Genomic DNA, 21,508 nt, shown 5'->3' with positions numbered 1-21,508 from the left:
ATGCTTAATCAGAAATCCAGGGTGGATCGAATTAACTTATCTTTCAGGAACAGCCGCAGCGTTCGAGTAGAATGTAGCACCTTGTCAGCACAGGTTGCTAAGACTTCGTCGGGTCTAATCCCTCCGTCTTTCTTTATAAGCTGGTGCAAAAATGCAAAAAAGAAAAATCAATTCCAAGAAATTGGTGTGTAAACGCAATAAAATACCGAAGGCCATGCATATTTGCACGGCCTTCGGTATTTTATTCTGTGGAATGTGTTAGCTTATTTTCTTCCGCCAAAGATTCTTAATAAGAATAGGAAGATATTAATAAAGTCAAGATACAGGGATAATGCACCCATAATCGCTAGCTTTTTAGAATCTGCATCTGCCATTGTAGATCCGTTCTCTTCCAGACCAGCACCAATTCTTTTTAATTTCTGTACATCATAAGCGGTCAGCGCAGTAAAGATTGCTACACCAAAGAAACTCATGATATAATCGAACTGCGAGCTTTGCAGAAACATATTAACAACCATCGCAATTACCAGCCCTACAACACCAACCATAAGGATCGGGCCGAATTTACTCAAGTCAGTATTGGTTGTATAGCCTAAAACAGCCATTAAACCGAAAATACCGGCAGCAGCTGCAAAACAGCCAATCACCGAAGAGGATGCATAAATTAACAGGATGAAACTTAAGCTTACTCCTGTAAGTAAAGAGTAAAGAATAAAAACACCCAGTAAAGCGGAATAGGAGAGTTTATTAAGGCCCGCACTCATTAGCATAACCAAACCCAGTGGTGCAAACATAGCTACATATCCTAAAATAGACATTTTGCCTGTTTCCTGATTAATCAGGTAATTCAGCATTTCGGGTGTATTGGCCATGTAAACTGCAGCTGCGGTTGAAATACCTAATGCCACAAACATCCATAGAAATACGTTTGCAAAGAATTTCTTTGCCACTGTTCCTGTTTGGTTTTCTACAAAAACAGATTGGTTTGACCAGTTATGATTATTGTTCTCCATTCGTTTTAATTTTTAATTTAAATATACCGATTCTAAACTGTATACAAAGGTTATGCCCCTAACCTTTTTGTCAGGATTTCTTCAACTTTTTTGAAAATTTGTACCGGTTTGAGGGTTCTCCATGCCAAATCGTCAAGCTGACCGCCAAAATTGATGTAATAATCAATATTGCTGCTGCGGAACTCTTCGATCACATGGGGTGTAAAATTAATCCCTGCTATCCAGCCATCTTCGACATCTTGAAACCACTCTTCATAGTAGCTGTCTTCCGAAGAGTGGAAGTTCAGGACATTTTCTCCTATCAGGATAAATTTATGAATTCCCTCATCTATCATCAGCTCCAGGATTTCTCTTTTCAGCAGCATAATATCATTGGAGATCGCATCATTCCACTCTCCTATAAATTCGATAATAGAATATTGCCTTTCATAATCTGTATAAAGGACTTTAATGTATAACGTAGTAGACCCGAAGTCATCCCACTGTGGATGGATTAGGTAATTATAGAGTTGCTTATCAAAATAAAACTCTGAATATTCTGTATTATAAAAAGGGGATCGTGGATCTTCCGCGGCGATATAATCATCTCTCCAGCGGTAAAATGGTTCTATTTCGTGCATGAAATCTTTGTTTAAATTTGACCGGCTTCTACTGCTTTGCGTACGCTTCCGTGCTCAATAAGCAAAGCTTCTGCCTGTTCATAGGGGATTTGAAGTTCTGCCATTACCATCTGCGTGCCACGGTCTACAAGCTTACTATTGGTTAACTGCATATCCACCATTTTGTTGCCTTTAACTTTGCCTAATTTGATCATTACGGTAGTACTGAGCATATTAAGAACCAGTTTCTGTGCGGTGCCTGATTTCATTCTTGTAGAACCGGTTAAAAACTCAGGACCCACAACTACTTCTACCGGATATTGCGCTTCTGCCGCTACCGGGCTTCCTGAGTTGCAAACGATACAGCCGGTAAGGATCTGGTTTTCTGCTGCTTTTTTCAAGCCGCCTATTACATATGGAGTAGTTCCAGATGCAGCCAGTCCGATTACACTATCTTTCGGCCCGATCTGATAGTATAATAAATCGTTCCAGGCTTGTTCAGTATCATCTTCGGCATTCTCCACTGCGCGTCTGATGGCTGTATCACCACCTGCAATGATGCCGACGACTTCATCGAACGCCACCCCGAAAGTGGGAGGGCATTCTGACGCGTCTACCACGCCTAATCTACCGCTGGTTCCGGCACCGATATAAAATAACCGGCCACCTTCTTTCATCCTTTCGGTAACCGCAACGGCCAGATTCTCAATCTGCGGGATGCACTTGGCCACAGCATGCGGAACGGTCTGGTCTTCTTGATTAATACCGGTAAGAATTTCCCGAAAGCTCATTTGGTCAATATTGTTATAAAGGGAGTCCTGTTCAGTTGTGCGTATCATAAATTTGCTTTCAAATGTGTTATTGATGCCAGCCGGCGCAGGATATTTCAAGCCTTCGTCAGCCAATTCTTTATAAAGTACGGTATTTGTGAGAAAATATGAAACAATTATAAATCTGCGGGGGTTAAATAGTTAATTGACAGCCTAATTTTATAGCTTTGTGCAATTACTCACCAATGAAGCCAACTACCCGTAAAAATCTGCTAATCGCCCTTACTTATTCAGTCACTTTAATAGGTGGTATGTACTTGGGCTATAGGTTTTTGAAGGATCAGGGCTTTACGGTGCAACGTAATATTCAATATGCGGATAGTTCCATGGAAAAAGTGGACGAGATCATCAACCTGATCAATAGAAACTATGTTGATGAAATTAACGCCGATACACTGAGCCATCTGGAGATCGACAGCCTGTTGCATAAGCTCGATCCGCACAGTATTTATCTTCCCCCATTAAAGGCAAGTGAACAGTCTGATATGCTGGAGGGTAATTTTGAAGGGATAGGAATTGAATATTATATTCTTAAAGATACTTTGCTGGTTACGAAAGTAATTAAAGACGGCCCCGCTTCTTTAGCTGGCTTAAAACTTGGTGATAAAATTTTGAAGGTTGACAGTGTTTTTGTGAGCGGAAGAAAACTCACAAGAGATAATATGATTGGCCGGATCAAAGGTAAACGCGGAACTTCTGTACGACTTACGGTTTTGCACTCTGGTGCAGATCATCCGGTTTCATTGGCTATAAAAAGAGGAAGGGTAATCGTAAGTAGTATTGATGCTGCTTATATGATCAACGGAGAATCGGGCTATATCAGGATCAGTGAATTTGGTGCGAGTACGGATAAAGATTTTGTTGAAGCGGTCCGTCATCTGAAAGCTGCTGGAATGAAGAAGTTGATTCTTGATCTTCGTGATAACGGTGGGGGATATCTAACTGCAGCAACCGGCCTGGCAAACCAGATTCTTCCGGAGAATAAGCTGATTGTTTATACGGAAGGTAAACACGAACCAAGAACAGATTATATCGCAACCGGCGGTGGTGAGTTTGAGGAAGGTAAGCTGGCTGTGCTTATCAATGAAAACTCGGCTTCTGCCAGTGAAATTCTCGCTGGTGCGGTGCAGGATCTGGACAGGGGAATTATCGTCGGGCGCCGCTCTTTCGGTAAAGGTTTGGTTCAGGAGCAGTTTCCTTTCGGGGATGGTTCTGCTTTAAACCTTACAATTGCCCGTTATTACACCCCGCTCGGCCGCAGTATTCAAAAATCTTATAAGAAAGGCTTTACAGCTTACCAGAACGAAATAGAAGACCGTTTCAATGACGGTGAACTAACTGATAATAATTTTGTGCCTAAAGACTCACTGCGCAGAAATCTGGCATATACGACAGGTTCCGGCAAAAAAGTATTTGCTGGCGGTGGCATACAACCTGATATTTATGTTAAAATGGATACGGCTGGTATGAACAAAACCTATAATGTCTTGCTGACTAAAAAAGTCATGTTTGATTTTGTGTTTGATATTCTTGCCCCGCGTTATTCTGTACAGTTTCTAGAACAGAATCTGGCAGCATTTAAGATCAGTGACGTTGATTACAGGGATTTCATCAGGTTCATTGCAGCAAAGGATATAACAGTCGATCAGCGGCAGCTGGCTAGTGCAAAACCAATAATCTGTACTGACCTTAAAGCCTTGCTTTATAAATATTATCTGGGTGATGCGGGTTATTATAAAGCGATGAACCAAAGCGACAGTATGGTGAAGCAAGCGCTCAACGCACTGCAATAAAAAAAGGGTCGTTCAAATGAATGAACAACCCCTCTGTAAACGATAGCTTTAACAGCTTATTTCTGTCTGAAATAAACTTGAATCGGAACTCCATTAAAGTCAAAATTCTCACGTAATTTATTTTCAATGAACCTTTTATATGGCTCTTTAATATATTGAGGAAGGTTACAGAAGAAGGCAAACATTGGTGATGTAGCATTGATCTGCGTAATGTATTTAACCTTAATGTATTTACCTTTTAAAGCTGGTGGCGGATAGTTTTCGATAATCGGCAGCATAACATCATTCAATTTAGATGTAGGTACTTTTTTACCCCTGTTCTGATAAACTTCCAGTGCAACTTCAATGGCCTTGAAGATACGTTGTTTGTGTATTGCAGAAGTAAATACGATAGGCACGTCTGTAAATGGCTGTAATTTTTGACGAATCTGTTCTTCGAAAGCTTTCATCGTTTTATGGTCTTTCTCTACCAAATCCCATTTGTTGACCAGGATCACTATACCTTTCTTATTTTTCTCTGCTAAGTGGAAGATGTTGACATCTTGTGATTCCAAACCTTCTACAGCGTCAATCATCAGAATAACCACGTCGGCTTCTTCTAATGCTTTGATGGTACGCATTACAGAATAGAATTCTATGTTTTCTTTTACTTTGGTTTTCTTACGTAAACCTGCAGTATCAATAAACATAAATTCATGTCCGAACTGATTGTAGTGGATGTGAATGGAATCGCGTGTTGTACCTGCGATAGGGGTAACGATATTTCTTTCCTGTCCCATCAGGGCATTGATTAATGAGGATTTACCTACATTGGGTCTGCCGACGATAGTTAATTTCGGTAAAGAGTTTTCTTCTAATGGTTCGTCCTGGAAGTGTGAAATGACGTCATCCAGTAAATCTCCTGTACCGGAACCGGTCATAGAAGAAATGGAGTAGATTTCACCGAGTCCGAAGCCATAAAATACAGCCGCGTCATTTTCCAGGGAGGTATTATCAACTTTATTAACGACAATGAAAACCGGTTTTTTACTGCGGCGAAGCAGTTGTGCGATTTCATCATCAAGGTCTGTGATGCCAGTAGTGACATCGACCATAAACAGTAGTACAGAGGCTTCTTCAATTGCGATAACGACCTGTTCGCGGATAGCCGCTTCAAATACGTCTTCAGAATTAGCTACATAACCTCCTGTGTCTATGACGGTAAATTGTTTATCTGTCCACTCAGCGACGCCATAATGACGGTCGCGTGTTACACCGCTGAAATCATCTACAATTGCTTTGCGACTTTCGGTTAAGCGGTTAAAAAGGGTAGATTTGCCTACGTTCGGTCTTCCGACGATTGCGATAATGTTACTCATGTGTTGTGAATTGTATTAATTATTAAGGGGTTGCAAAGGTAGGTTTAATTTTCGTACCCGAAACTTTTTAAATAGTTCTTTTTACTTCTCCAGTCTGGAATTACTTTAACAAAGGTTTCCAGGAATACTTTCTGATCCAGGAACTTCTCGATGTCTTTACGGGATTCAGTACCTACCTTTTTTAACATAGAACCGCCTTTTCCGATCAGGATATTTTTTTGTGAGTCACGCTCAACGATAATTTCTGCGCTGATCCTTGTGATCTTTTCTTCTTCTTTAAATGCTGTAATTACTACTTCCGTACTATAAGGAATCTCTTTCTGATAATTATTAAAGATTTTTTCACGGATGATTTCGGATACAAAGAAACGTTGATTTTTGTCAGTCAGGTCTTCTTTATCATAATATGCAGGGTGCTCAGGAAGGAAATCCAGAACACGTTCCATAATACCGTCCAGATTGTATCTGTGTAAGGCAGAGATAGCGTAGATATATTTAGGTTTCAGAAGATCTTGCCAGTAAGCCGTTTTTTCCTCTACCTGCTCTTGAGTTGCACCATCAATTTTGTTGATCAGTACAATCATCGGAATCGTAGAATTGATAATTTTCTCTAATACATCATTCTCATCATGCTGCTCATTGATGTCTGTTACGAATAGAATCAGATCTGCATCACTCAAGGCACCTTTAACAAAATTCATCATCGAATCCTGCAGTCCGTAACGTGGTTTGATAATACCGGGAGTGTCAGAAAATACAATTTGATGTTCTTCTTCATTAACAATTCCCAGGATGCGGTGACGTGTAGTCTGAGCTTTAGGTGTAATGATCGACAGTTTTTCCCCCACCAGGGCATTCATTAGGGTGGATTTACCCACATTTGGCTTACCAATTATACTTACAAAACCTGCTTTATGCGACATTGAATATTTTTTAAAATAAATTTGCATTGCAAAGAAACGAAATATATCTTTGCAGACCAATTTAAAACAAAGGAAGATTCAATTCTTCAAACGTTTTTTTTTGTAAATAGTGCGGGGTGGAGCAGTTGGTAGCTCGTCGGGCTCATAACCCGAAGGTCATCAGTTCGAGTCTGGTCCCCGCTACCAAAAGGAACAAAGCTTTTAAGCTTGTCGTTTCATTTGGCCCGTTCGTCTACCGGTTAGGACGCCAGATTTTCATTCTGGAAATAGGGGTTCGATTCCCCTACGGGCTACAATAAAAACGCAGATGCACTCGGCGTTTTTCATTAATCAGAGTGCGGGGTGGAGCAGTTGGTAGCTCGTCGGGCTCATAACCCGAAGGTCATCAGTTCGAGTCTGGTCCCCGCTACCTAGTAAAGCGCTTAATCTGAAAAGATTGAGCGCTTTTACATAATGGCCCGTTCGTCTAGGGGTGAGGACGCCAGATTTTCATTCTGGAAACAGGGGTTCGATTCCCCTACGGGCTACGGAAAGGGATAAAATTAGATCTAATAATTTTTATCCCTTTCTTTATTGCTACCGGACTTCATTCCATCAAACCATCGCATTTTCGGCCAAATTGAAACTACACGCCAGGTCGAAACCTATCTTTCGATAAGCAGAATTCATAAAACTTATAAGATTGAATATTTTTTAATAAACACCGTTTGTTTTAAATAAAATGGCGAATGCCTTGATCGTTAAAACACCAGGCGGAAGCAGAGGATGCTAGAGAAGTAAGGCATAATACATTTTTAGGAAAAAACAATTGTGATTTCCATAATCTCGCTGTAACTTAATGTTTAACGAAGTATTACTAAAACGAAAGACGCGATCCTGGTTGATCACGCCAGTGATTCAAAATAGGGAATGTTGAAGATGGGATAATGTGAAAAAACTACGTCATGAAAACAAAAAAAATATGGGCCAATTTTAGTGTAAAGAACGCCCAACTTACCCGTCAATTTTATAACAAATTGGGTTTTAAGTCAAATGGCTTGAACAACGACCCCAAATTCGCCAGTTTTCTTTTTAGTGAAGATGAACTGGTAATTCATTTTTTTGAACAAGGATCTAAAATAGATGAGTTTCTGACCTCGGGATCTGCCGGCGAGATCATTTTTACGCTGGCTGCTGACACCGAGGCGGAAGTGAATAAATGGGCGGAGAGAGTTGAGGGTGCTGGTGGTACTATCTTTCAGCCAGTTGGCAGAGATGAAAACGGGTATTATGGTTTCGCCTTTGGTGACCCAGATGGTCACCGGTTTAATGTATTGCTAATGGATAATATGTAGTAAAAAATGTACCGTTCCAGCGACGCATCTTTTATTGGAATTAATAGATAAGTATTATACTATTTCAATTTATAGGCTTGAATAATCTTGTAGAAAATCTCATTGTTTTGGTACGTGCCTTTAAAATCTTCGGCACCTGGACCATAGGCAAATACCGGCACGACAATATTAGTATGGTCATTTGTACTAAATGCTGCCCTAACCATCCCTTTTTCCGGAGCCGTATCCAGTAGCGTTAATCCTCCCGTTTCGTGATCGGCTGTGACAATAACAAGCGTTTCTCCATCCAAATCGGCAAAACGTAAGGCCGCTTCTACAGTTTTATCAAAATCATGTAGTTCGGTGATAACGACCGGCAGATTGTTGTCATGCCCTCCGTAATCAATCTGCGCACCTTCAGTCATGATGAAAAAACCACCTTTATTTTTTGATAAGATTGATATACTGTGAAGTAAAGATTGTTTTAGCCAGTCTCCACGACCCTTCGATACGGCACGTGTCGCAGAATCTGTAACTAAGACTAATTGCTTACCCTCACTTTGCTGTCTAAACTCGATTAGGCTGTTACTTACCTTATACCCTTTCGCCTGAAGACCGGATATAAGGTTCTGGTCTTTATTGTTGAAAAAGCTTTTCTGATTGGAACCGACTAAAATTTCGACTTTACTTTGGAGCAGATCATGTGCTATCTCGTCATTCATCGACCGGTCTGGCTGATGTGCATAAAAAGCAGCCGGTGTAGCATCTGTGATGTCGCCGACACTGATTACCCCACTTTTAACACCCCGAGCATAAAGTGTGTCTACCAAATTCGTTTTCTTTAAATTATCAGCGCCCATACCGATGTACCGGTTATTGGTTTTATGCCCGGTAGCTAAAGCTGTAGCGCCTGCAGCAGAATCGGTATTTCCCGCATCGGCAGCACTAGTTAATGCAAAACCTATATTGCGCATCCTGGAAATATTTAAATCGCCGTGGTTAGCCATTAAACCTGCATGTATTTGGGCCAGGCCCATACCGTCGCCAATCATCAAGATAATATTCTTTGCCCTTTTTTTTATCCCATCTGTTTTATAGCTCGGTGTATAAACTGGGTAAGGAACCGGATTCGTATAAGTCAGTTTCTCTTGGTGACTGTAAAATTCTCTAAGCTTATCAGGATGGTCGGTGTTAATCCAATCGACTCCCATACGCTCTAAAACAATCCAGGTATTCGGACTGTCCTGAGTTGCCCAGAATCTGAGATTTTTGCCTTGCTGATGGGCTTTATCAATAACCCGTTTTAATTTAAGTTCATCAGTTTTTGTCGGATTTCCTTTGCCGTTCCAAACCGTATAATTTTTGAGGTCGTCGCTAATCATCGCTACCCGCTTAAGCTCCCCGGAGGTGTAGTTTATATATGGCCTTCCGTCGAAAGAAATGAATTCGGGATAGTTTTTGAATTCTTCGGGTTTAGGAACATTACCACTAATGGTTAATTGAATGGCATTTGGATTTTTGAGGCTATTAAAAACTTCAGGATTGGCCGATATTTCTTTCAACAGTGTAGGTAATATGTCCCGGTAATTTTGCTTAATATCAATAACTAACTGAAGTTTTAATTCGGGATCTGCATACGGGTGGTTGCCGTTCACTTTATACAATTCAATCAGTGGGTCGAGGTAGAGTTTTTTCAAGGTAGCTCCCTCGCGAATTTCGCTACTTTCATGCGCAACATAGAGTTCTCCATTTCTTAAAAAAACATCGGCTTCAATGGAGCCCATTTCCGCCTGATAAGCGGTTAATAAAGGAATAGACTGCTTATAGTCATTATGACTGTGTCCGCGATTCGCATTAAGCGCTGTTTGAGCGGAAGCGCTTTGCAACCCTAATCCGAAGATTAGTGCTGCAAAGCTGATTTTAATATTTCCTACCATTCTACGTTTTGTTTAATCAACTTGAGCTATTATCAACTTCTGGTCGAGGTACGTACTACCTAAATATTATTGTACCTGGAGTTGTAGACCTGTCTCTACCTCGGTGCCACCGGAACAGGACTTACATGCATGAGCCAAATATATTCTTTTGACCAGTTATTTGAACCTTTAAATACACCGGCAATACTTGTCCTCACTAAATCATATTTTCCGGAGCTAGTAATCATAACTACGTACTTAAGCGCATTCATATCCTGTCTTTTAACGAGACGGGTTCCTGAAAGATACGCTCAGGTCGCAATTATCGTGTTTCGGTTTTCCGAAAGGGAGCTGAAGATTCCTGGATAACTATTCCAAAATATTACCGGATTAATATGGGGCGAATCTAAGCTTGCTATGTTTCATTAGTGTTAATAAATATTAAATTCATCATTTGTTACATCTGTGGATTACCGCTTGATGTGGGAAGCTATCAAAGATTTTTTCATTACTTTAACTTTAAAACTGAACCACATGAATTTTTCGGCATTAACGACTTTAAGTTTCCTGGTATTATTTTCAATTGATTCTACTGCTCTGGCGCAACAGCAGGAGCCCGTAAAAGCCGAGATTATTAAACAGGACGGGGGGTATACGTTGTTTCGTGGTGGAAAGCCTTATTTTATAAAAGGGGCTGGCGGCACTGATTATATGGACCGGCTAAAAGCTTATGGGGGGAATTCTATTCGTACCTGGACCACGACAAACGGTCAGAAAGTTCTAGACGATGCGCAGCGGTTGGGTTTGACAGTAACTATGGGAATAGGAGTTGGTATTGAGCGTCATGGTTTCAATTATGAAGACTCTGCAGCTGTTGCCTCACAGTTGGACCGGATTCGTGACGAGGTGTTGAAATACAAAGATCATCCGGCGCTACTGGCCTGGGGGATTGGTAATGAGTTGAATTTGGAGTATAAAAATCCTAAAGTCTGGGATGCAGTTAATGACATCGCTAAAATGATTCATCAGATTGATCCAAACCATCTGGTTACCACCATGCTTGCGGGAATTAATCAACGGGAAATAGATTATATCAAAGAGAAGTGCCCTGCACTAGATCTGATATCTGTTCAGGTATATGGTGGTCTGGCCGCCGTGCCAGACCAAATAAAGGCTACTGGCTGGGAAAAGGCATATATGGTAACAGAATGGGGGCCGACAGGACACTGGGAAGGGCCACAAACACCTTGGAAAGCTTCCGTAGAAGAGACTAGCAGCGAAAAAGCTGTCGTTTATAAAAGTCGTTACGAAGCTTCTATCTTGAAAGATAAGCATTGTATTGGGTCCTATGTATTTCTTTGGGGCCAAAAACAGGAACGCACGCCTACATGGTACGGATTGTTTACGGAAGCGGGGGAGGAGAACGAGGTAGTTGACGTGATGCAGTATCTGTGGTCGGGGAAATGGCCGGAAAATCGCGCCCCGCACCTTGATTCTTTCCGTCTTGACGATAAAAAGGTATTGGATTTTATCTACCTAAGTCCGGGTAAATCGTATTCTGCGACAATCAGAGTTACCGATCCTGATATGGATAAGCTGACAACACGCTGGGAACTGCTACCGGAGAGTACAGACCTAAAGACAGGCGGTGATCGCGAAATTCGACCAAAACCTATTCCAGGGATGGTGAAAAACGCCTCTTTCGATAAGGCTATGGTGACTGCGCCCGATCAGGAAGGGGCTTACCGATTATTTATTTATGTCTCCGATGGGAATAACAATGTGGCAACAGCAAATATTCCCTTCTTCGTGAAAAAATAGGTGGGGGTGGAAGCACAGCGAACACCCTGCTTTCTGGCAGGGTGCGCTATTTTATTTCGACTAGTCTCCTGGCTTAGTTTTCTTTTACACGGACGCCAACAGCATCAAACATATTCATCAGCGTTCCTTTAGTGTTATCCTGGTCAACCGGATTTAAGGTAAGCGTTACATCATAGTTCTGGATATTAAAAGCTGCAGTGATTGATTTATCGTTCTGATCTATCTGCGTGATAGTGGATACTTCGGTATTTGTAGAGTCCCGAACTACTCCTGTGAGGTCTGTGCCCTTTTTCTCCAGGACCAGCGTTATTTTGGCATCTCCATTTGGCGTGCCGAATATTGTAACGTTCCATTTCCCTGCGAAATAATCCGCAGTGGTTTGTGCTGAGGCATCAAGGCAAAAGAACAGCCCGAGGATAACTGTGCAAACTAAGCTTAGCTTTTTCATAATGATTTATAAATGGTTATTTATTAAATATTTATCCAATATAAACATTTTTATAACGCAATTCATCTGATCAAAAATAACCTTGATCTATGCAACTGGAAATTGAATTTTCCGGCCGGATAGTTCCAGATTGATAAGCACTGTGCGAAGTTAATTTCTTCTTCGAATGGGATTAAGCAGAATTAGAAAAGTATTAAACTCTTTTAATGCTTTTTTACCGAATGGACTTATTTATCTAGCCATGCTTTAAATAGTGGTGCTTTTTCCCGGCTGATGAAAACCTCTTTCTGGTTGTCTTTTTTTAATGTCACCTTTAATTTTCCGTTGAAGGAATTATAGATTTTATCGATACTGTCAACACTTAATATAATCTGTCGGTTACCCCGAAAGAATAATTCAGGATCCAGTTCTTCCTCCAGTTCATCCAGTGTCTGCTGAATGCAAATTGATTTTCCGGAATCCAGAAACAGATGTGTCAGTTTAAACTCTGAGTAAATAAAGCTGATTTCATTTGTTCCGACAGACATATATCCATCATGTACCGGAATCAAAAAGCGCCTTCTGTAGGAGGTGGAGCTTTGCCGAAACTGTTCCAAAATTATCTGGACATCGGTCATTTTCAAATAATTAGTTTTTACCGGATTTACCCGAAGCAGAGCCTGCTGCAATTCGTCTTTGTCAATAGGTTTTAGCAGGTAATCCAGGCTATTAACTTTAAAGGCTCTTACCGCATATTCATCATAAGCTGTCGTGAATATTACGGGGCAGGCGACGTTAATCTGACTGAAGATATCGAAGCTCAATCCATCGGCCAGTCTGATATCCATTAAGATGACATCAGGAATGGGATTGTTCCGGAGCCATTCCACACTGACTTTAACCGTTTCCAGTGTATCCAGTATTTCTACGTCCGGATTAGATTCCATTAAGATCCGTTTTAGTCTGGATGCATTATGTTTTTCGTCTTCAAGAATTAAAATCTTCATATCCGCTTCGGTTAGAGTAAAGGAAGGAAAACCTGGAATAGTTCATTATCGTCATTAATTAGCGGTTCCTGACCTGCCAAAAGCCGGTATCGTTCTTTAATATTATGTAAGCCCATACCGGATGACGGGATGGTCACTGGTATACGCTGAAGATTATTGCTGATTACGACCTGATCAGAGATAGAACTTATTGAAATATACAATGGGTTTTCTGCCGATGCAATATTATGTTTAATCGCATTTTCAATAAGTAACTGGATGGTAATCGGGGGAATAGATTTTTCCATTGCCTGTTCACCAAGTTCAATAGTGACGCGGACGTTATCGCCGTGCCTGATGGAAATCAGATAAAGATAGGCGGTAACAAATTTAATTTCTTCTTTCAGTGGAACAAGGTTCTTTTTGAGGTTCTGGATCATATACCGGTAAACTCTAGCCAGATTATCCAGAAAAGCATTTGCCTGCGGAAGGTCACCGTTCATCAGCTCAGAGAGGGTGCTGAAATTATTGAACATGAAATGTGGGTCCAGCTGTAATTTGAGAGATTGTAATTCTGCATGCATCGCTACCTCTTTAAGCTCCAATGTATGGATACGCAGTTCGGCGGCTTCAGACATGGAGATCTTCCATTTCTTCAGTAAATAATAACCGGTGTTCGCCAGACTTACAATCACTGAAACAATAATACTGACCACACAGAATTGCCAGATGCTTAGATTTTCCTGTGGGGTAAGTTTCTGATTTCCGTAGATCAGTACAAATATTCTGTCCTGCAGATACAGCATAATGATAACGGATACAATAATTAGCGCTGTTTGGGCCAGAAACCTGACCAGGGAAGATCCCGACCAGGGCATTAACCTGTCCATCAGCGAACTGATAGACTGGCTGAATTCGATAATTGCCCAGCTAAGTAAGATACCCATTATGAATTCCACGAATATTTCCTGCGCTGAATAATCGAGATAACACTTCCAGTTTTCGCTAAAGGGATCTACCAAGTATACCAGCAGGTAAATCATAAAAAATACTACTGGTATGAACAGTAATCTCATCTGGATATGTCTTTTGAGCTCTAGCTGCATGGTGTTTATTATACTTAATTCCGGAGAGATCTTAATTCCAACCTCCGCCTAAGGCACGGTAAAGTGCAATGCGTACAGTTGCCTGGTCTCTTTGAAGCTGGGCAGTTTGTAAACGGGACTGAAGGTAATTATTATTTGCGTTAATGATCTCCAGGTAATTTACCATTCCTGTGCTGAACAGGATTCCGGCAGACTTTATTCCGGCTTCCAAAGCTTTTTCCCTGTTTAAAGCGGCGGTCATTTGTAAATCCAGCTTTTCTTTGCTGATTAGCGCATCTGAAACTTCAGAATAGCCAGTCAGCACGGCCTGACGAAAGTTGAATACCTCTTTTTCTCTTTCAATTACCGCCTGCTGATATTGTGTTTTTAATCGTTTACGCTGAAATACTGGCTGTGTAATACCGCCCATAACGTTACCAAATAACGACCCGGGTATGCTGAACCAGTTCGAGGCTTTAAATGAATTGAGGCCCCCGTTTGCCGTAATAGTTAAAGTTGGATATAGCGAAGCCTGAGCAATTCCAGCCCGGGCATTTGCAGCTTTCAAAGCAAATTCAGCAACTTTGATATCAGGCCTGAAGGATAATAACGATACCGGGTATCCAGTATGGTCCTCTGCCCGGAATTCTGCACCCGGTTGTTCTGTACGTTTAACCTGGCCCGCGAAAGTACCGGTCAGTAGGCTCATTGCGTTCTCCTGAAGGGCAATACTTTGTTCGATCTGAGGAATGAGTTGTCTGGTCATTTCGAGTTGCGCTTCTGCTTGCTGCAAACCTAAGGAAGTAGTTTCTCCAACTTCATATTGTACCTGGAGGAGTTTATAGGTGCTATCGCTCAGTGCGAAACTCTGTTTCGCAATATGAAGTTGCTCATCCAGCATAATTAGGTTATAATATGCGTTCGCAACATCTGCTATCAGCCGGGTTTGTACCGTTTTTTTGACTTCTATATTTTGCAGCATCAATGCAAGAGCTTCTTCTTTTTCCCTTTTAATACGCCCGAAGATGTCGATTTCCCAGCTAAAGCCCAGTGATGCTGTATAATCTTCGATGTCCCGGGATCCGGTAAACTGTTCGTTTCCGATCCCTGCAAGACTGTTTTTTGAAGAAATATTGTGACTGCCATTTACCTGTGCAGTCAGCTCAGGCAGATAATTCAGTCTGACCCTTTTTAAGGTAAGCTGAGCGCTGGTGATATTAGCCAGTGCAACTTTCAGATCGTTGTTTTTAACTAACGCAGTATCGATCAGCGCTAACAAGACCCTGTTTCTGAAGAAAGATTTACTGTCCGGCAGTGTAAGCGTATCGGTGGTGGCAACGGCATTTCGGAATGCATCTGGCAGGCCGGTTTCGGGCTTTACATAGTCTTTTCCTATTTTACAGGAAGCAACTGAAAGCATGGATATACCTATAATGAGATGTTTTAAATTCATGTGATTTTCGTTTGATTTTGCCTGTGTCAGGATAGTTTTTTCCGGCTGATCTTTTCTTGCAGTCCCTGGAAAATGATAAATAGAACAGGAATTATAAATAAGCCAAGGAGTACGCCTGAAAGCATCCCGCCTGCGGCACTGGTACTGATTGAACGGTTACCTACTGCAGATGGTCCTGTCGCCATCATTAGCGGAACAAGGCCGGCAACGAATGCCAGTGATGTCATAAGAATTGGTCTCAACCTCAATCTGGCGCCGCTAAGCGCAGCTTCCAGTAATGGTGTTCCGTTACGACGGGACTGCAGTGCAAATTCGACAATCAGAATAGCATTCTTGGCTAATAATCCGATGAGCATGATCAGCCCGATCTGTACATAAATATTGTTGGTGATACCCGTTGCGCCGATTGCAATGAACACCCCCAGTATCCCGGTAGGGATGGAAAGGATAACCGCTAATGGCAGCAGGTAACTTTCATATTGTGCAGCTAGAAGGAAGTATGTGAACAGGATACACATTCCGAAGACAAATACCGTCTGTCCGCCTGAATTGCGTTCCTCACGACTTAATCCGCTCCATTCAAATCCGTAATCTGCAGGAAGTTTTTCTGCAAGGACCTGTTCTGCAGCGTCCATTGCCTGGCTATTGCTATAACCCGGCGCAGGCATGATATTCACCGTAATACTATTAAACAAATTATACCTGCTCACTACTTCCGGACCATATACTTTTTTGAGTTTAACCAGTGTATTTACAGGAATCATAGCTCCCGTCTCACTTTTAATAAATACCTGGCTCAATGAATTTTCATCCATTCTCGCAGCGCCTTCTGACTTCAGTGTAACCCGGTAGAATTTACCGAAACGAACAAAGTCACCGGCCTGGCTTCCACCGTAAAAAAGTTGCATAGTGGTTAAGATATCACGGGTATTTGTACCCAGCTGATTGGCCTTATCTTCATCGACAATAACTTCATACTGTGGAAAATCGGCTCTGAACGTTGTAAATGCAGCTGCAACAGCAGGTAAGCCATTCAGCTCTCCGATAATCTGCTGAGCATTCTCATTGAACTTTGTCAACTCACCACCCGATTTGTCCTGCAATACCATTTCTGCACCACTCACACTGCCGAATCCCTGGACAGGAGGGGAGCGGAAGAGGCTTAACTCTCCTTCACGTATACCATCCAAGCGGCTGTTCATCGCCTCTATGATTTTATTCATATCCTGAATTTCACCCCGGTCTTTAGCCTCTTTCAGTCGCATAAATCCAATACCATAAGATGGACCGGCACTATTGCTCAGCATATTAAACCCTGAAACACTCGTAATACTCTCTACCTCCGGCATTGTCCTGAAAGCACTGTCGATTCTATCTATCACCGTAGTTGTATAGTTCAGATTAGTACCTGCCTGAAGCGACAGATTATACATGATAAAACGGTCATCCTCTTCTGGAATAAAATCTTTAGGGTACACAGTCATCATCCAGAAAGCGAGCCCGCTGACAATAGCAAGGCCACCCATGCTCCACCATTTTTTCCTGATCAGGAAAGAAACGCTATGGATATATTTATTGGTCAGACCATCAAAACCTATATTGAAAGCCGTAAAGAAACGCTTTTTGAAACCAGGTGCCGGCTCATTTGCTGCAGGACTGTGTTCAGCTTTGAGAAACAGGGCGCATAGTGCCGGGCTGAGTGTTAAAGCATTAACAGCGGAGATTAGAATGGCAATGGCCAGTGTAAAAGCAAATTGCTTATAGAATATGCCGGAAGGACCTTCCATAAATCCAATCGGCAGGAATACCGCTGACATGACGAGTGTAATAGAGATAATGGCTCCGGTAATTTCACTCATCGCAGACTGCGTAGCTTCCTGAGGTGTAAGATTGCTGCCATTCAATTTTGCATGAACCGCTTCTACCACTACGATAGCATCGTCCACTACAATTCCAATCGCCAGTACCAGCGCGAATAAGGTTAGTACATTAATGGTAAAGCCTATCAGCTGAAGAAAAAAGAAGGTACCGATAATTGCAACTGGTACAGCTATAGCAGGGATCAATGTAGAACGGAAATCCTGAAGGAAAATAAACACAACAATAAAGACCAAAATGAAGGCCTCTATCAGGGTGGTCTTCACCTGGGCAATAGATTGATCCAGTTGTTCTTTTACACTCTGGATAATCTCGTATTTTACTCCTTTAGGGAATTTTTTGTTTAGTTCCTCTAGATTTTTACGGACGGCAGTTTCAATCTTAGTGGCATTGGATCCGCTGGTCTGCTGGATTCCCATAGTCACCGCTGGATTTCCATTGGATTTATTATCACTGTCGTAAAAAGAAGCTCCGAATTCTATTCTGGATACATCCCTAAGACGCAGCATCGAACCATCCGGATTTGATTTGACAATAATTCGTTCGAATTCTTCTTTCTGATTCAGTTTACCTTTGTATTTGATTACATACTGCAGAGGAGCATCAGAGTCTTCGCCGAGTTTTCCTGGAGATGCTTCCAGGCTACTTTTACTTAAAGCATTTTCAATATCCTGCGGTACCAGCTTATTCATGGTTAGCTTGCCCGGATCGAGCCAGATTCGCATAGAATAGTCCTTGCTGCCAAAGAGTTGTACATTCCCGATTCCAGGGATACGTTTTAATGTTGGTACCAGATTAATTTTTGCATAGTTCTGCAGAAAGATTTCATCATACTTTTCCTTATCCTCGCTGGTTAGGTTAAAGTACATAATGTTACTGTTCTGCTGTTTGGTGGTCGTAATTCCTGCGCGGAGTACTTCTTCGGGAATCTGGCTGTTAACCTGGGCAACCCTGTTCTGTACGTTTACAGCTGCCTGGTCAGGATCAATTCCGAGACCAAAAATCACCGTAATTGAAAATGAGCCATCGCTACCCGCCGAGGAGGTCATATACTGCATATTTTCCACACCATTAATAGCTTCTTCCAAAGGTGTGATAACAGATCTGGTCACACTTTCACTGTTTCCGCCCGGATAGGCTCCTGAAACGAATACTGTGGGTGGAGCAATATCGGGGAACTGGGTAATGGGCAGTCTGGTCAAACTGACAATACCAAGCAATAGTAATATAATGGAGATAACCGTAGCCAGTACCGGCCGGTCAATAATCTTTTTGAGCATGTTCTTATTTTTTAACGGTTGTCATTTCCGGGTGTATTTTTTCGCCTTCCTGAATGGTGGCTACGTCATGAATAATCACGACATCACCGGCTTTGATACCTCCCTTAACGATATAATTATCCCCACTTTTACCATTGGTTATAATGGAAACACGTTCTACTGTCTGATCTTTTTTAAGTCTGAATGCAAAGATTTTGTCTTGCATGTCCATCGTCGCCCTGACCGGAAGGAGGATAGCATTACTGATGGTTTCCGGCAACACTATTCGTCCGGTGTTACCTGAGCGCAGTATATATTTTGGATTGTCAAATGCTGCACGGATGCTTATCGCACCAATTGCAGTGTCAAACTGTCCATCTATCATTTGAATCCTTCCTTTTTTCTCGTAAGGAGTACCATCTGCAAGAATCAGCGAAACCTGCGGTAGATCTGCAATTAGTTGCGGCAATGTTTTGTTACCGGATTGCTGATTATTGAACTGCAGAAAATCCAGTTCTGTCATTGAGAAATAAGCATAGATCTGACTGATGTCTGTCAGGGTCGTTAATGGCTCTGTGTCTGTACGGGAAATCAGATTACCAGTTCTTTTTGGGATTCTGCCAATAAACCCACTCACCGGGGCCTTTACCGTTGTAAAACCGAGATTAATCTTTGCCGCCTCTACCAATGCTGTTTGTTGTGCAACGTTTGCTTCTGCACTTTCCAGTGCAGCATTTGCCGTCTTCAGCTGAAAACCGGAAGTGATTTTATTAGTGCTGAGGGTGGTGAACTTTTCTACTTCAAGCTTTGCATTTTTTACTGCGGCCTGAGCGGCAGAGAGATTTGCTTTTGCGGTATTTAGTTGTTCTTTAAGCGGAAGATCATTGATCTTAAAAAGAGGTTGCCCTGCTTTTACAAAAGCACCTTCTTCGATAAAAATCTTTTCCAGATAGCCTTCTGCCTGTGCCCGTATATCCACATTGACTTTACCTTCGATCCTTGCCGGATAAGCAGAGCTGACAGTGACCTGGCTTTCTTGAAGCGTCACTGCCGCTAGTTTTTTAACAGATTCCTCTGCGGGTTTATCATGGGACCTGCATCCCCAGTTTAATGAAATCTGGAAAAACAGCAGGGAAATTAGAAGGACGTTCTGGAAGTTGAATTTAAAAAGCATTTGCCTGTATTTTAATGTTGGCGGCAAATATACTGGTGGCTGGAAGGTGGTTCTGCTGCAAAAGAACCCAGCTGGATTAAATTCAGGATGAAACGTAGGGGATACTCGCCGAAGTGCTGAAATTGCCTTTATTTGAATATAGGGCTGTTTAATTTTATGAATAAACTGATAAATAAACAATTACTGGTTAAAATCGTTGATAATAAGTGTTTATCTTAAGGGTTTACCTCGTCCCAGTCAATTATACAGCATAAATCAAAACGCATTTATATGAGAAAAACTATTCAAGCCTTATTTATAGCCGTTGCCGGTATACTTTTAATGCAATCATGTACCACGAGTAAAAAAACAGATGTAAATACGATTTTATTCAAAAATGTGAGATTGATAGATGGAAATGGCGGGCAGCCGGTTGAAAATACCCGCATTCTTATTCAGGGTGATACTATTGCAGGAATAGGCGCAGATCTGGATACAGCATCTGCCACGCAGATTATAGACTTAAATGGTAAAACAATTATGCCGGCAATGATCAGCGCGCATGTTCATATCGGTACACTGAAGGGTACGACAACTAATGCTGACCATTATACGCGGGAGAATATCCTTGCTCAGCTTCAGAAATATCTGGATTATGGAGTTAGTATTATTCAGGTTATGGGTACCGACAGGCCTATGCTTTTTGAAAGTGGATTACGAGATTCCAGTTTGAATGGGCAATTACCGGGTGCCCGGTTATATTCTGCCGGTTATGGGTTCAACGTACCAAATGGGCCGTCGCCAGCGCTTTCTTCGGGAAAGGATTATCTGTTTCGCCCTTCGGATGCTTCCCAGGTGCCGGCACAGATTGATAGTCTGGCGAAGATTAAAGCATCTGTTGTGAAAATCTGGCAGGATAAATTCGGGGGAGATGCAAAACCAATGTCTCCTGCTATATTTAAGTCAATTATTGATCAGGCGCATCAACATAAACTGCGTGTCGCTGCGCATGTATATTACCTGGCAGACGCACGTGATCTGATTGATAATGATGTTGATATTATAGGTCATAGTATCAGGGATAGTATTATCGGCGATGCCTTGATACAAGAGATGAAACAGAAAAACGTTATTTATATTCCAACCCTTGCTTTAGATGAGTTTTCTTTTATTTACGGAAATAACCCTGATTGGTTAGATGATCCGTTTTTCAAAGCTTCTCTGGAGCCGGGAGTATTAGCGATGATCACGGCACCCGGATATCAACAGGAAGTGAGGAATTCACGAAGTTACACCCGTAATAAAGCAGGTTTTGAGATTGCGTTGAAGAATTTAAAAAAGTTGTATGACGCTGGTATTCTAGTCGCTATGGGGACAGACTCGGGGGCAACACCCTTGCGTACACAGGGTTTTTCGGAACATCTTGAACTGGAACTAATGGTGCAGGCAGGTCTCACACCATTAGAGGCGATCGGAACGGCCACCAAAAATAGTGCTACAGCGATGCAGCTTGAAAAACATTATGGGACGCTGGAAAAAGGTAAAGTAGCAGACCTGATCATACTTTCAGGTAATCCGGTGGAGGATATCAAGAATACGAGGAAAATTGAGGCAGTTTATAAAGCAGGTAAAAAAATCAGTAATGGACCGCTAGGTAATTGATTTGCCGTCCGGGCTAATAAACACATCCTGTATAACAGG

At 41.8% G+C, this 21,508-nt stretch carries 17 protein-coding genes, 4 tRNA genes and 1 riboswitch; of the genes, 8 read left to right on the top strand and 13 right to left on the bottom strand.

Annotated elements, in window-relative coordinates:
- Nucleotides 1-33 precede the first annotated feature (33 nt).
- Nucleotides 34-142, bottom strand: a riboswitch (SAM riboswitch).
- Nucleotides 143-263: 121 nt separating this feature from the next.
- The 3 genes from BLR53_RS10170 to murQ are packed head-to-tail and all read right to left on the bottom strand — an operon-like array spanning nt 264 to nt 2,451.
- On the bottom strand, nt 264-1,013 hold the full coding sequence (locus BLR53_RS10170) for a Bax inhibitor-1/YccA family protein (RefSeq protein WP_037441032.1): 750 nt from the start codon (nt 1,011-1,013) through the stop codon (nt 264-266).
- Between the two features lie 50 nt (nt 1,014-1,063).
- Nucleotides 1,064-1,633, bottom strand: a complete 570-nt coding sequence (locus BLR53_RS10165) for a hypothetical protein (RefSeq protein WP_037441035.1) — start codon at nt 1,631-1,633, stop codon at nt 1,064-1,066.
- Between the two features lie 11 nt (nt 1,634-1,644).
- Nucleotides 1,645-2,451, bottom strand: a complete 807-nt coding sequence (murQ, locus tag BLR53_RS10160; RefSeq protein WP_037441066.1) for an N-acetylmuramic acid 6-phosphate etherase — start codon at nt 2,449-2,451, stop codon at nt 1,645-1,647.
- Between the two features lie 176 nt (nt 2,452-2,627).
- Here murQ and BLR53_RS10155 point away from each other — a divergent pair, with 176 nt between their 5' ends.
- Nucleotides 2,628-4,235: a S41 family peptidase gene (locus tag BLR53_RS10155; protein ID WP_074589357.1), complete on the top strand. Its 1,608-nt coding sequence runs from the start codon at nt 2,628-2,630 to the stop codon at nt 4,233-4,235.
- Between the two features lie 56 nt (nt 4,236-4,291).
- Here the strand turns inward: BLR53_RS10155 and der are convergent, their stop codons facing one another.
- A complete protein-coding gene (gene der / locus BLR53_RS10150; protein ID WP_037441042.1) occupies nt 4,292-5,593 on the bottom strand; it encodes a ribosome biogenesis GTPase Der in 1,302 nt (433 codons plus the stop codon).
- A 44-nt stretch (nt 5,594-5,637) separates the two neighbouring features.
- A complete protein-coding gene (gene era / locus BLR53_RS10145; protein WP_037441069.1) occupies nt 5,638-6,516 on the bottom strand; it encodes a GTPase Era in 879 nt (292 codons plus the stop codon).
- Between the two features lie 110 nt (nt 6,517-6,626).
- On the opposite strand from era, the gene BLR53_RS10140 reads away from it, so the two are divergent.
- The 5 genes from BLR53_RS10140 (at nt 6,627) to BLR53_RS10120 (ending at nt 7,850) form a co-directional block, all read left to right on the top strand.
- Nucleotides 6,627-6,702: transfer RNA gene (locus tag BLR53_RS10140), tRNA-Met, on the top strand.
- A 35-nt stretch (nt 6,703-6,737) separates the two neighbouring features.
- Nucleotides 6,738-6,809 (top strand) — tRNA-Glu (locus tag BLR53_RS10135).
- 43 nt (nt 6,810-6,852) lie between these two features.
- Nucleotides 6,853-6,925 (top strand) — tRNA-Met (locus tag BLR53_RS10130).
- A 46-nt stretch (nt 6,926-6,971) separates the two neighbouring features.
- A tRNA-Glu gene (locus BLR53_RS10125) sits at nt 6,972-7,043 on the top strand.
- A gap of 417 nt (nt 7,044-7,460) precedes the next feature.
- On the top strand, nt 7,461-7,850 hold the full coding sequence (locus BLR53_RS10120; RefSeq protein ID WP_074589355.1) for a VOC family protein: 390 nt from the start codon (nt 7,461-7,463) through the stop codon (nt 7,848-7,850).
- Between the two features lie 59 nt (nt 7,851-7,909).
- Here the strand turns inward: BLR53_RS10120 and BLR53_RS10115 are convergent, their stop codons facing one another.
- On the bottom strand, nt 7,910-9,766 hold the full coding sequence (locus BLR53_RS10115; protein WP_074589353.1) for an alkaline phosphatase: 1,857 nt from the start codon (nt 9,764-9,766) through the stop codon (nt 7,910-7,912).
- A 95-nt stretch (nt 9,767-9,861) separates the two neighbouring features.
- Nucleotides 9,862-10,017, bottom strand: coding sequence for a hypothetical protein (locus BLR53_RS19935; protein WP_169741367.1), 156 nt, complete (start codon nt 10,015-10,017; stop codon nt 9,862-9,864).
- A gap of 262 nt (nt 10,018-10,279) precedes the next feature.
- Here BLR53_RS19935 and BLR53_RS10110 point away from each other — a divergent pair, with 262 nt between their 5' ends.
- The gene (locus BLR53_RS10110; RefSeq protein WP_074589791.1) at nt 10,280-11,566 is read left to right on the top strand and encodes a glycoside hydrolase family 2 TIM barrel-domain containing protein; all 1,287 of its coding nucleotides are present in this window, start codon (nt 10,280-10,282) and stop codon (nt 11,564-11,566) included.
- 73 nt (nt 11,567-11,639) lie between these two features.
- Here BLR53_RS10110 and BLR53_RS10105 read toward each other — a convergent pair whose 3' ends face one another.
- From BLR53_RS10105 to BLR53_RS10080, 6 genes are all read right to left on the bottom strand, one after another.
- On the bottom strand, nt 11,640-12,014 hold the full coding sequence (locus tag BLR53_RS10105; protein WP_037439179.1) for a hypothetical protein: 375 nt from the start codon (nt 12,012-12,014) through the stop codon (nt 11,640-11,642).
- A gap of 227 nt (nt 12,015-12,241) precedes the next feature.
- Entirely contained in the window at nt 12,242-13,000 is a 759-nt protein-coding gene (locus BLR53_RS10100; RefSeq protein WP_037439181.1) for a LytR/AlgR family response regulator transcription factor, read from the bottom strand.
- An 11-nt stretch (nt 13,001-13,011) separates the two neighbouring features.
- Nucleotides 13,012-14,055, bottom strand: coding sequence for a sensor histidine kinase (locus BLR53_RS10095; RefSeq protein WP_176763532.1), 1,044 nt, complete (start codon nt 14,053-14,055; stop codon nt 13,012-13,014).
- 61 nt (nt 14,056-14,116) lie between these two features.
- Entirely contained in the window at nt 14,117-15,517 is a 1,401-nt protein-coding gene (locus BLR53_RS10090; protein WP_074589349.1) for an efflux transporter outer membrane subunit, read from the bottom strand.
- Nucleotides 15,518-15,543: 26 nt separating this feature from the next.
- Nucleotides 15,544-18,675 carry an efflux RND transporter permease subunit gene (locus tag BLR53_RS10085; protein ID WP_074589346.1) on the bottom strand — a complete coding sequence of 1,044 codons (3,132 nt, stop codon included), beginning with the start codon at nt 18,673-18,675 and terminating at the stop codon, nt 15,544-15,546.
- 4 nt (nt 18,676-18,679) lie between these two features.
- Entirely contained in the window at nt 18,680-19,828 is a 1,149-nt protein-coding gene (locus BLR53_RS10080) for an efflux RND transporter periplasmic adaptor subunit (protein WP_051759705.1), read from the bottom strand.
- Nucleotides 19,829-20,098: 270 nt separating this feature from the next.
- Here BLR53_RS10080 and BLR53_RS10075 point away from each other — a divergent pair, with 270 nt between their 5' ends.
- On the top strand, nt 20,099-21,469 hold the full coding sequence (locus BLR53_RS10075) for an amidohydrolase family protein (RefSeq protein ID WP_201771363.1): 1,371 nt from the start codon (nt 20,099-20,101) through the stop codon (nt 21,467-21,469).
- The last annotated feature ends 39 nt before the right edge of the window (nt 21,470-21,508 follow it).

Source organism: Pedobacter antarcticus, assembly GCF_900103515.1.
GTDB classification, from domain to species: domain Bacteria; phylum Bacteroidota; class Bacteroidia; order Sphingobacteriales; family Sphingobacteriaceae; genus Pedobacter; species Pedobacter antarcticus.
Note: the sequence above shows the minus strand (reverse complement) of the source record. Positions and strands in the feature narration are given on the sequence as shown.

Coding starts and splice junctions, on each gene's coding strand:
- BLR53_RS10170 (WP_037441032.1), bottom strand. CDS start 1,013: ATGGAGAACAATAATCATAACTGGTCAAACCAATCTGTTTTTGTAGAA.
- BLR53_RS10165 (WP_037441035.1), bottom strand. CDS start 1,633: ATGCACGAAATAGAACCATTTTACCGCTGGAGAGATGATTATATCGCC.
- murQ (WP_037441066.1), bottom strand. CDS start 2,451: ATGATACGCACAACTGAACAGGACTCCCTTTATAACAATATTGACCAA.
- BLR53_RS10155 (WP_074589357.1), top strand. CDS start 2,628: ATGAAGCCAACTACCCGTAAAAATCTGCTAATCGCCCTTACTTATTCA.
- der (WP_037441042.1), bottom strand. CDS start 5,593: ATGAGTAACATTATCGCAATCGTCGGAAGACCGAACGTAGGCAAATCT.
- era (WP_037441069.1), bottom strand. CDS start 6,516: ATGTCGCATAAAGCAGGTTTTGTAAGTATAATTGGTAAGCCAAATGTG.
- BLR53_RS10120 (WP_074589355.1), top strand. CDS start 7,461: ATGAAAACAAAAAAAATATGGGCCAATTTTAGTGTAAAGAACGCCCAA.
- BLR53_RS10115 (WP_074589353.1), bottom strand. CDS start 9,766: ATGGTAGGAAATATTAAAATCAGCTTTGCAGCACTAATCTTCGGATTA.
- BLR53_RS19935 (WP_169741367.1), bottom strand. CDS start 10,017: ATGAATGCGCTTAAGTACGTAGTTATGATTACTAGCTCCGGAAAATAT.
- BLR53_RS10110 (WP_074589791.1), top strand. CDS start 10,280: ATGAATTTTTCGGCATTAACGACTTTAAGTTTCCTGGTATTATTTTCA.
- BLR53_RS10105 (WP_037439179.1), bottom strand. CDS start 12,014: ATGAAAAAGCTAAGCTTAGTTTGCACAGTTATCCTCGGGCTGTTCTTT.
- BLR53_RS10100 (WP_037439181.1), bottom strand. CDS start 13,000: ATGAAGATTTTAATTCTTGAAGACGAAAAACATAATGCATCCAGACTA.
- BLR53_RS10095 (WP_176763532.1), bottom strand. CDS start 14,055: ATGAGATTACTGTTCATACCAGTAGTATTTTTTATGATTTACCTGCTG.
- BLR53_RS10090 (WP_074589349.1), bottom strand. CDS start 15,517: ATGAATTTAAAACATCTCATTATAGGTATATCCATGCTTTCAGTTGCT.
- BLR53_RS10085 (WP_074589346.1), bottom strand. CDS start 18,675: ATGCTCAAAAAGATTATTGACCGGCCGGTACTGGCTACGGTTATCTCC.
- BLR53_RS10080 (WP_051759705.1), bottom strand. CDS start 19,828: ATGCTTTTTAAATTCAACTTCCAGAACGTCCTTCTAATTTCCCTGCTG.
- BLR53_RS10075 (WP_201771363.1), top strand. CDS start 20,099: ATGAGAAAAACTATTCAAGCCTTATTTATAGCCGTTGCCGGTATACTT.